Source organism: Romboutsia weinsteinii, assembly GCF_002250835.2.
Taxonomy (GTDB): domain Bacteria; phylum Bacillota; class Clostridia; order Peptostreptococcales; family Peptostreptococcaceae; genus Romboutsia_A; species Romboutsia_A weinsteinii.
The window spans coordinates 1-11,264 of the sequence record NZ_NOJY02000075.1; the positions used below are offsets into that span (position 1 = coordinate 1).

Consider the following 11,264-nt stretch of genomic DNA (forward strand, 5'->3'; position numbering starts at 1 on the left):
TTTACTTTAGAATTACCTCCTTATAGAGCTCCTCAAATAGGTAGAGTGTTATATACATCTGTCATTGATAGAACAATCTTCGTACTTGGAAGAGCTGTAGTAGTTGCAGTCCCTGCAGGTATTATGACTTGGATCTTTGCAAACATTTATATTGGTGATCTAAGCATCTTATCTCATGTTGCAAGCTTCTTAGATCCACTTGCTAAGTATATTGGACTTGATGGCTTTATTCTACTTGCATTTATTTTAGGGTTACCTGCAAATGAAATTGTAATTCCAATTCTTCTAATGTCTTATCTCGCTACTGGTTCTATGATCGAGTTAGATAGTTTAGATGCTCTTGGTCAAGTTCTTAGAGATAATGGCTGGACATATTTAACTGCTCTAAATGTTATGCTTTTTAGTCTTTTCCATTGGCCTTGCGCTACTACACTTATTACAATAAAAAGAGAAACAGGTAGTCTAAAATGGACAGCTTTAGGATTTTTAATACCCACAGTCATCGCCTTTGTTGTTTGCTTTATAACAACTGCTGCTTATAACTTGTTACAATTAATTTAATACTTTTTATATCAAATTTCGCAAATATTATTTTTAATATACTAATATCCTCCCCCTTGCTTTAATAAATAGACCGTTTTCTTGTATTAATTTGTATAATTAATCGATATTTTGAGTTTTTTTTTCAGGTGATATTGATTAGGTTATATAGTAAAATTAATTTAAAGACATGCTATTTATAGCATGAGGGGGGTTTTTACAATGTTTCTTTTTATTCTTTTAATATTTATATTATGTTTAATTTATTTTTTATCTATGGTGTTCTTACAATATACAAGAATAAGTAATATTAAATTGCAATTTGGAATGGATGTTACAAAGCTGTATTCTGATGATAATTTAATTGATAATGCAGGATACTTCACATCTACTATAAAAAATTGCGCTATGTGCTTATACAAATTCTCGACTCGATTTAAATAGTATTATGAATAAATATAAAAAGTTATTTAGACGTTACTAAGCAGTATAAATGTATTTGAAAAACTCAAATTCATCTATACTGCTTAATTATTTTTATAAAAGTTAATTAGTCTACTTTTTTTATTATGGATTTAAAAAACTCGTCATTTTTAATTACACACTCATTTAACGGATTCATATCTTTGCACTTTAGATGGTGATAATAAGATTTAGCTATATCATTAATTTCATAGTAACATATACAAAGATTTAGATGAGGAGTAAATCTTAAGCAACATACATTTACACATTGATTACAGTCATTTGGTAGTTCTAAACCTAGAATAATTTCATACCAAACTATTGCTTGCTTATATTTTCTTTCTTTCTCAAATGAATCTGCTATGCTGAAAATTATTTCACCTCTTGGTTCATCATATTCAAAGGTTTTGTATAAGTACTCTCTTCCTATACAAGATTGCCCTTTGTTTATGTAAGCTCTGCCTATTTTACATAGTGCATCAACCTTTTCTTCAATAAAAGGGTCTCTTTTTATAAACTCTTCTAATGTTTTTATACACTCTTCCCACATTTTATTGCAATATAATTCTTTTCCATAATAGTATAAATCTCTATCTGTAAATTGATTGCCTTTAGCTATGTTAGATTTATATATATCAAGATTTCTATTTTCATTATTTTTTATTTTGTTATGAATTATATATACATCACTGTCACAGATACTTCCATCAACTTTTATATATTCATGAATAAATCCAACCCATTTAAAATTCTTTTCTCTTTTAACCAGTCTGTTTCTCCTACAGATACACTTTGGATTATTACTCTCATCTACAGATACATAAGTTTGAAAGCTTATACAATCAATTTCACTATTTAGATTTTCTTTTAATTTAATCAATTTATTTTTATTCTCTAAATTAATGATTTCATCTGCATCCATCCAAAGAATATAATCTTTTGTACTCTTACTAAATGAGAAATTTCTAGCAACAGAAAAATCATCTTTCCATTCAAAATCATATATCTTTTCAGTATAATTACTGGCAATTTCTTTTGTTTTGTCTGTTGATCCAGTATCAACAATAATTATTTCATCTATAACTGAATTTATACTATCTAAGCATCTAGCTATAGTTTTTTCCTCATCTTTTACTATCATGCATAAGCTTATACTAACCATATTGCTAGCTCCTTATTTTATTAATTCTAATTTAGTATATGATAGTATGCTATATATTGTTATGATTTGTTAATATAAGCTTTAAAATAAACAAAAAAGATATGTCTAGATAAATAATAATTAGCATCTAGATATATCTTTTTAATATCATTCTATAATCCAAATATTATCCCTGCTACTGCACCAATAGCTATGAATAATGCTGGATGTTTTTTTGAGTTTCTAGAAATTAAAAATATTGCTACAAATAAAATTAAAGACTTATAATCAAATAGATCCAAAATATTTTTTGTATCTATAAATTTGTCTAATGTTATAATAGATAATTTTACTATTTCAAATCCTGCAACTGCAATCAGTCCAGTTACAGCTGGTCTAAGTCCATAGAAAACTGAGTTTACACTTTTACTTTCTCTAAACTTTTTTAGAAAATGCGCAACTATAATTATTATGATAAATGATGGCAATACCAATCCAAATGTAGCAACAATAGATCCAATAATACCCTTAGCATTAAATCCTGCATAGGTTGCCATATTTATTCCCATAGGACCTGGTGTTGATTGTGATACTGCTATCATATCTGCAAGCATTGACTTATCAAACCAAGGATATCTCTCAGCTATATCCGTTAAAAAAGGAAGTGTCGCTAATCCCCCTCCTACAGCAAATAATCCCGTTTTAAAAAATTCAAAAAATAGTTGTATGTATATAGTCATTATTATTTTTCTCCTCTGTATTTAAGTAAAAGTCCTAATATAGATGCAGCTAAAACTATAAATATAGGAGAAATATTTAGAAAAGCTCCAAATACAAAAGTTGATATAAATATTATAACACCAACCTTATCGACTACTGAATTTTTCCAAAGATTTATAATGGCATTTAGAACTAACACTGCTACTGCAACCCTTATTCCAGCAAGTCCATGTTGTACAACTTCAAATTGAGAGAAACTCTTTAAAAATGTAGCTATAGTTATAATTATAATAAATGATGGAAACACAACACCTGCTGTTGCAAAAAATGCACCTATTGTTCCCCTTACCTTATACCCCACGAAAGTAGCTGTATTTACAGCTATTATCCCTGGCGTTGCCTGACCTACTGCATAATAGTCTAATAGTTCTTCACTTGTAGCCCATTTCTTTTCTTCCACTACTTCTTTCTCTAGCATAGGCAACATGGCATATCCGCCTCCAAAGGTTAATCCCCCTATCCTACAAAAAGCCATAAATAAGTCAAATAATTCCTTCATGTCTACACCTCCTATATAGTCATATCATAAATTGTTAATATATTCAAGCAATTTATACGTTTAAATTTATTGTAAATTATGATTCTTCATAATAAAAAACCTAGAATTATTAAAATTCTAGGTTTTTTATTATTTATCCATGTACTTCTTCCAATCTCCACTTGAGATAGGTATCAACTTATCTTCTTTGTTAAGTTTTGATTTTGGATTATATTCATAGTAATAAGCATTATCAGAAGTTCCATCTTCTAACTTTACTTCTACTACTTTTCTTAAATATTCACAATCAGTATAATTGTTCTCATCATAATTTTCTAAATCATCTAATTTAATTAAACTCTCCTCAAAATTAAAAAGTTCCATTAGTTCTCCTTGTATAGTACTAGTACCAGGAACTACTGCTGGATATCCTTTATTTTCTATATGAGAAAGCTCTCCTTGTATACTACCTTTATATACTTTAGAAACTTGTCCTTCTAGAAGTTTTTTGTAGTTAAACATATCACTTCTTAGACTTCCATATACAAATATCTTCTTAACTAGCATATCTCTCCACCTATAGCTTTTATATCTTCTTTATATATTGTACAAGCTTCTATAGCAAACTCTAATCCTTTTACTATTTCTTCTAATGACATAAATGGTGTATTCTTCTTATCTATAACTTGAGAAGTCATATATGGTATGTGTATAAATCCACCCTTTATATTAGGATATTTTTTATCTATCATATATAAAATACCATACATTACATGATTACAAACAAAAGTACCAGCTGTATTTGATACTGTAGCAGGTATGTTGTTATCATTCATGTGCTTAACCATTGCTTTTATTGGTAAATTTGAGAAGTAAGCTGCTTGTCCATCTTCATGAATTATAGAATCAGTAGGTTGATTGCCTTCATTATCTTTGATTCTGAAGTCATCCATGTTTATTGCAACTCTCTCTGGAGTTATATCAAATCTTCCTCCAGCTTGACCAACAGATATAACCACATCTGGATTATGCTTTTCTATTGCTTCTTCAATCGCTTTAACCGATTTAGTTTGAACAGTTGGAATAGTTATCTTTATTACCTCTGCTCCATTTATATTATCTCTAACCATCTTCACAGCTTCTTCAGCTGGATTTACTGGTTCTCCTCCGAATGGATCAAATCCTGTTAATAATACTTTCATAATGTTTCCTCCTATGTTGAAGTTTCTTTATATTTGTACCTTATACAAGTATTACTCACCCACTAGTAATTATTTTAAGCATTAGTGAATGAGTAAGTTTAAAATCTATTATATAATTAAAATGCTAAGAAGTACATAGCGAATATGTGTAAAACTAATAATATTAAAGCTACCGGTGCTTGATATTTTATTACACTATATTGATTTTTTGTTTCAAGTAATGCTGCTGGTACTATATTAAAGTTTGCAGCCATTGGTGTAAGTAAAGTTCCACAGTATCCAGCTGTTAATGCTAATGCCCCAACTATTGCAGGATTAGCACCTTGAGCTAATACGAATGGTATACCTATACCTGCAGTTATTACTGAGAATGCAGCAAATGCATTTCCCATTATTAATGTAAATATTGCCATACCTAATACATAAGCTACAACTCCAAAGAATCTACTATCTACTGGAACTACACCAGATATCATATCAGATATAACAACTCCAACACCAGCTTGAGTAAATAACGCTCCAAGAGCAACTAGTAATTGAGGTAGCATACTTGCAGGACCCATTTGTTGTAACATTCTAGCTCCATCTTCTACTGTAGTAGATACTTTAGGTTTTGCTATCATAAATGCAGATATTAATGCAACTATTGAACCTACACCTATTGCAAACTGAGATGAACTTCCAAAGTTCTTTAATCCCATAGCAACTGCAACTGCTGCAAATGCTAATACTAATGATGGTAAGAATATTTTATTCTTGATTTTTTCAGATTGTTGTTGTCCAAATTCTTCACTTGGCATATCATATTTTGCAAATACAACTTGCTTTGAAACTGTTAATAAACTTGATGCTATTAATATTGCTCCAACTACATTTGCTGGTAATACTTTTCCTAGCATAAATGGTAATGATATTAATACCCAGAATGCAAATGTTCCATATTTTCTATTATCTCCTATAGTCTTTAACGACTTAAATGCTATTACTAACATTAAAAGTCCCATAGCTACATAAAAAAGTTCTAACGATATATCTATAAAGTTTTGCACTGTAATTCCTCCTTCGCTAAATTATTTCTTATATTTTCTCTCTAATTTCTTGTCATACATATAATTTTGAATTGCTGATACTAAAAATGCTACAACAGCCATTATTATACTAGCTTTTGCTATTTCAAGTTCTGATACTTTATATCCAAACTCAGTTAGTGTAGATGCTATTAATAAAACACCTGAACTTCCTGCAAATAAATTTTGACCGAAGAAGTTACCATAGTTTTCTGATGCTGCTGCAAGGGATTTTATTACTTCCTCATCTTCTTCTTCTACTTTTCCATACTTACTTTCTGAAGCGGCTTGTGCCATTGGATTTACTAAAGGTCTAACAAATTGCGGATGCCCACTCATTCTTATTGATAAAGCTCCAGCTAATTGTCTAATTAACATATATATACTTAATACTCCTCCTGTAGTAAGCTTTTGAAGCTTTTGTATTAAGTATATCGCTCTTTGTCTTAATCCATATCTTTCTAATATCCCTATAACCGGTAAAGTTAAAATAAATAATGAAACTGCTCTGTTTGCAACAAATGATTCTCCTAACACTGTAAGTATTGAGTTAAAATCTAATCCTGCTACAAGTCCTGTTGCTATTCCTGCTACTAACACTGTAAATAACGTTTCTACTTTAAATATAAAACCTAGTACTACAATTAAAACTCCTATTAATTTAATCATTAATATTCTCCTTTCTAGCTAATCTTTTCTAATTTGTCTTTTTCGGCAAATATCTTTGTTATTTTTTTATTATAATATATTTTACAATAAATTTATACAATTTTTTATATTTTCATTATATTTTTGTTATTTTAATTCAGTTAGTTCTATATTTTTCCATACTGCATTGAAAGCACTAAATTTACATAACAAAATATCCGTATCTTCATTTATGAAAATACGGATATTTTTATTTATTTTTATACATAACAATAATTCATATATTTTTTTAGATCATCAACATAAACTTCTATATCTTCTATTAATTTTTCAGCTTCATAGTCATTAATTGATATGTTCTTAGAAATCTTAAATATATCTTCAGTGGTTCTCACTATTTCCTTGCTTGAATTATCGTAGCCTTCTGTTAAAGTCCCAACTACATTAGATTTAATTTCTTTTATAAAAATTTCTATGTCACTGATTAATTCTTTACTTTTTTGGTCATTCTTAATCTTGTCATATATAAGTTTTCCTAGAGCGCCACTTATTGTACCTGCAATTAACAGAGGTGGGCAATAAGTAATAAGTGCGCTTCCTATAGTTATAGATGCTGCTGATGTACCTACTCCTGCAGCATATAATGATATGACTCCACCGGAAGTAGCTCCTAATATTGCACCAGTTCCAACTGTAGCTAAAAGTTCATTTAAATTTATTTTTTCATCATTAATCTCAAAGCTTGGCGCTTCTGATAATTCACTTCTATACTCAATGTTTTCGATATATTTCTTTATATCCTCATCTACTTCATTACTTACCTCTTTAAGACATTCAATCCACTCTTCAAAGAATATTTGGTCAAGCTCTTCTTTTTTCTTGCTTATAACCGAGTTTATATATGCTTCATTAATATAAATCTCTGCATCCTCAATACTATTTTTTATTTTTTCTACTTCATCACTAAGAAATATTCTATTTACCCAATCCTCTATTTCAAAGTTCATTTTTGTACTTATATAATCTACCTTATGTTCTAATAGTTTTCGATACTTTTTCAGCTCATCTATAATTATTGATATACTTTTTGAATAATCGTAGTTATTTATAACTTCTTTATGGATAATTGATTCTATAGAAGATTTTACGCTATTAACTTTTACACCTTCGTAATTGTTATACACATTATTTATATATCTTTTTAAGTTTTCAAATCCTTCTTTTAAGTTTTTATCAGTAGGGAGCATTATATCTCTATCTTCAGCTTTTGCATTTTTACTTATTCTATCTTGATATTCTAAGAATGAAGATATCATAAAGAGATCTTCGCAATAAATTCCATATTCATCGTTTATATATTCTCGTATTTCATCTTTGTCGTCATTAATAAGATCACATTTATTTACTATGCCTATAAGTGGTTTATTGAAAGATGCGATATAATCTAGAGAATCATAAATATCTTCTTGCCCAAGATGTGTAGCGTCCACTACAAACATTATAAGATCCGCATTTTCTATATATTTTAGGGTGGTTTGTTCATTTTTTAAAGTTGTACTTCTAAGCCCTGGAGTATCAACAATATTAATCTTTTTAAGATAATCTAAATCTAAGCCTATTTTAGTAATATCATTACTTACTCTAAAGTATTCTTCATCGTTATAAAATACTTCAATAATTGTTGATGTAGCTTCAAGTACATCAACTTCGCTTATCTCTTTGTTTAGAAGTGCATTTACTAAACTTGATTTTCCAGATTTAACCTCTCCTAATATCACTATTTTTAGAGGCTCATTCTCTTTATATTCTAAAATCTCAACACTATCCATCACTTTATTTAAATTTTGTGATATTAAGTTTTTAAATGGTGTATTATCACTCTCTGCTAATCTTTTTCTAAGAGGTGATGAAATCAATAGATTTTTTATTAATTCAATATATTTACTTGTATCCTCCAAATTAACACCCCATATCATTTAATATATTTTCAATATTATTTATATACTTTAGATGCTCTTTTATTTGCTTATTATGTAAGTATTTACTTTCAAATGTCTTATCTCTAGTATTATTTATAGACTTTTCAATGGCTATTAATGTATCTTCTATAGCACTCTCTATTTCTTTTTTTAGGGCATCTATTTTTTTAGAATAAATTTTTCTTTTAATAACTTCATATTCATTTGTATTTTTTGATTTTTTTTCGTTGAATTTATTTAATAGTGATTCTATTTGATTTGAATTTTTATATTGATATTCACGTAGGATTTGCTGTTCTTTGTAATCAATAATCAAATTTTTACTCTTAGTAAAATATAAGTTTATATCTAGCATATCTTTTTCTTCAATTTGACTAAAATTTGATATTGTATAAAGATTTTTATAAGTCTTTTCTATACTACTATATAAAATAGTCTCTACTTCTTTAACTTTGTTTTTTAATAAGTATAAATTAATATCATCTATATACTCATCATACTGTATATTATTTAATATTTGAATTGCGGTGTACTTTATGTTATTAAGTGATTTATTTAATTCATATTCAGCTTCATTATATCTTGATATATCATTATATAAATTGCGCTTATAACTTGTTATACTATCTTTTATATTATTCTTCATAATATGCAAATTAGTATACTTTGAATCGATTTGATTTATCTCGGATACTTCTTTAAAATTTTTATCTATACTTTTATATAACTCTTTAATATTACTCTCTTCTATCATACTGTTATCATTTTTGAGGATACCATTAATTGCTTCCTTTGCCGAAATAAAAATAATATCTGCAAACTTATCCTTATATATTTCATCTACCGTATCTTTTATTTTTTTAATATCTTCATGTTTGTTCTTTCTTATTATATCCATCTTATTGATTACTGCAATCATATTCTTCCTTGTTATTTGAGTAGAGTCTAGCATAGATATTTCATCTATAATATCATTATTAACTTTAGATACTATATTTTGAGCATCTACAATCCATATAACACCATCAGATCTTCTATAATACTCTTTCATCCTATCAATTGTACCTTTGACTAAGTTCTGATTTAAACCGGGTGTGTCCACTATAACAAAGTCATTTAATATAGTATCATTTTTAATATAGTATTTCACCTGTGATACATTAGATTTATATAAATATTTTTCTTCTAAACTTTCTTTATATTCTTTCATACTATCTAAGTTTGGAGTATTTTTTTTATAAACCTTTAATTCTCTAGATACTTGTTTTTTACTTTGTTTATATTTATCCTCTTCTTCTTTTAACATTCTTTTACCAGATTGTAAATTTAATATTTTCTTTTCATCATTTATATAGTTTATTTCTAACTTTTCTCTTTGAGATTTTATAAATATATCTAATTTCCAGGTATTTGGTAAATCTGTAGTATCTATTAAGTTATCTTTTAAAAGTGCATTAATAAGAGTTGATTTTCCATAGTTTCCTGAGCCTACAACAAAAAGTAAAAAGGGATTTTTTAATTCATTTATACTTTCTTTAGTTTTTAATATTTCTTTTTCGATGAAGTTTAACAACTCTTCACTGCGATTTTCACTAGAGTATTTTATCTCATCTTTAATGCGATTTACATTACTCATTAATGATTCTATTACTTCCATCATATTCGAGAATACATCTTCTCTACATAAGTACATATCATCAGCCCTCTTATATATACTACATAGCTAATTTTGCTATCTTACATAAGTATATGATTAGACATAAAGTTCAATACTTATTTTCTGTACTTGATTTTTTAACTTGTTATACAGTTGTTATTCAAATATATAATTTAGTATATGGCATTCTTATTTTATTAACTAATATTTTTGAAAATAATAGGCTATATATATTCAAGATACGCATGAATATATATAGCCTATTATTACTTAATTTTTAATTTTTTCTTTGCCAGATTTATTATCATATTAACCTCATTAACCTTAAATAAAGTTATAAGTAATCCATATACAATCGCACCCACTAGTATTGAAACTAATACTATATTAGACTCTTCAATTACTAACGTGCCAAACATATCCATAAGCCCATTATATGTGAAATATACAAATACTCCCATTATAACTGCTGCAATAATTGATTTTATTGTAGCTCTTATTATTTTATCTTGTCCAAAATATCCCATTCTCTTCTTTAAACTTATAAACATTATTACTATACATACTAATGAAGATATACTTGTAGCAAATGCTAGACCTGCATGTCCCATATAGCGTATTAGTATTAAATTTAGGATTATGTTTATTACTACAGAGACAATACCATTTCTCATAGGTGTCTTAGTATCCTTAAGAGAATAAAATATCTTACCTAGTATATCTCTAAGACCAAATCCTAACATACCTACAGAATAAAATACTAAAGCTATAGCAGTCATATCTGTGGCATGAGCATTAAAAGCACCTCTTTCAAATAATATTCTAACAATTGGATGTGCCAGTACTATAGACCCAACAGAAATAGGTACTATCAATACTATAATTATATTTACACTAGAAGTAACCGCAGCTATAAATTTATCACTGTTCTCCTCTGCTGATAGTTTAGATAGCATCGGGTACACAACAGATACTACTGATGCTATAAATATTCCTAGGACAAACCCATTTAGACGGTTTGCATAAGTAAGTGCTGGAATACTTCCACTTACTAATGTAGAAGCCAGTGTGGTATCAAGTAAGGCGTTTATTTGATTCACCGCTACACCTATTAGTACAGGACCTAGCAGGTATAATAGTTTTTTTAAGTTGTCATCTTTTAAATCTATGTACTTAATATATTTAAAGTTTGTCCTTCTTACAAAACTAATATAAAAAATAAGCTGTATTAACATAGCAAGTACTGCACCTATTGGTAGCGTGTATGGTCCTAATACTGTGCTAAGATAAATAGACACTATTATCAC

The 11,264-nt window shown here is 28.0% G+C and carries 12 protein-coding genes; 2 read left to right on the forward strand and 10 right to left on the reverse strand.

All coding sequences use genetic code 11. The annotated features are described in order from the left end of the window. Together CHL78_RS18325 and CHL78_RS18330 are read left to right on the forward strand one after the other, a co-directional pair. Positions 1–561: nucleoside recognition domain-containing protein (locus CHL78_RS18325; protein WP_274541869.1), on the forward strand; the 561-nt coding region annotated here is incomplete at its 5' end. Positions 562–762: 201 nt separating this feature from the next. Then, positions 763–984 (forward strand): hypothetical protein, encoded by a 222-nt coding sequence (locus CHL78_RS18330; protein ID WP_094367000.1) that lies wholly within the window; start codon positions 763–765, stop codon positions 982–984. A gap of 106 nt (positions 985–1,090) precedes the next feature. Here CHL78_RS18330 and CHL78_RS18335 read toward each other — a convergent pair whose 3' ends face one another. The 10 genes from CHL78_RS18335 to murJ all read right to left on the reverse strand — a co-directional run. Beyond that, positions 1,091–2,167, reverse strand: coding sequence for a tetratricopeptide repeat-containing glycosyltransferase family 2 protein (locus CHL78_RS18335; RefSeq protein ID WP_094366999.1), 1,077 nt, complete (start codon positions 2,165–2,167; stop codon positions 1,091–1,093). 152 nt (positions 2,168–2,319) lie between these two features. After that, the gene (locus tag CHL78_RS18340) at positions 2,320–2,886 is read right to left on the reverse strand and encodes a chromate transporter (protein ID WP_094366998.1); all 567 of its coding nucleotides are present in this window, start codon (positions 2,884–2,886) and stop codon (positions 2,320–2,322) included. Between the two features lie 2 nt (positions 2,887–2,888). After that, positions 2,889–3,425 carry a chromate transporter gene (locus CHL78_RS18345; RefSeq protein ID WP_094366997.1) on the reverse strand — a complete coding sequence of 179 codons (537 nt, stop codon included), beginning with the start codon at positions 3,423–3,425 and terminating at the stop codon, positions 2,889–2,891. Positions 3,426–3,554: 129 nt separating this feature from the next. Then, positions 3,555–3,971, reverse strand: coding sequence for a gamma-glutamylcyclotransferase family protein (locus CHL78_RS18350; protein WP_094366996.1), 417 nt, complete (start codon positions 3,969–3,971; stop codon positions 3,555–3,557). After that, positions 3,965–4,606, reverse strand: coding sequence for a pyroglutamyl-peptidase I (pcp, locus tag CHL78_RS18355; protein WP_094366995.1), 642 nt, complete (start codon positions 4,604–4,606; stop codon positions 3,965–3,967). The genes CHL78_RS18350 and pcp overlap by 7 nt, the downstream gene beginning before the upstream one ends. A 116-nt stretch (positions 4,607–4,722) precedes the next feature. Further along, positions 4,723–5,655, reverse strand: coding sequence for a DUF979 domain-containing protein (locus CHL78_RS18360; protein WP_094366994.1), 933 nt, complete (start codon positions 5,653–5,655; stop codon positions 4,723–4,725). A gap of 21 nt (positions 5,656–5,676) precedes the next feature. After that, on the reverse strand, positions 5,677–6,342 hold the full coding sequence (locus CHL78_RS18365; protein WP_094366993.1) for a DUF969 domain-containing protein: 666 nt from the start codon (positions 6,340–6,342) through the stop codon (positions 5,677–5,679). Positions 6,343–6,581: 239 nt separating this feature from the next. Continuing rightward, complete coding sequence (locus tag CHL78_RS18370; protein ID WP_158540734.1) at positions 6,582–8,279, reverse strand: dynamin family protein; 1,698 nt, start codon at positions 8,277–8,279, stop codon at positions 6,582–6,584. Position 8,280: 1 nt separating this feature from the next. Further along, positions 8,281–9,993, reverse strand: a complete 1,713-nt coding sequence (locus CHL78_RS18375) for a dynamin family protein (RefSeq protein WP_094366991.1) — start codon at positions 9,991–9,993, stop codon at positions 8,281–8,283. 230 nt (positions 9,994–10,223) lie between these two features. Next, the coding region (murJ, locus tag CHL78_RS18380; RefSeq protein ID WP_116041674.1) for a murein biosynthesis integral membrane protein MurJ at positions 10,224–11,264 on the reverse strand (1,041 nt) is incomplete at its 5' end.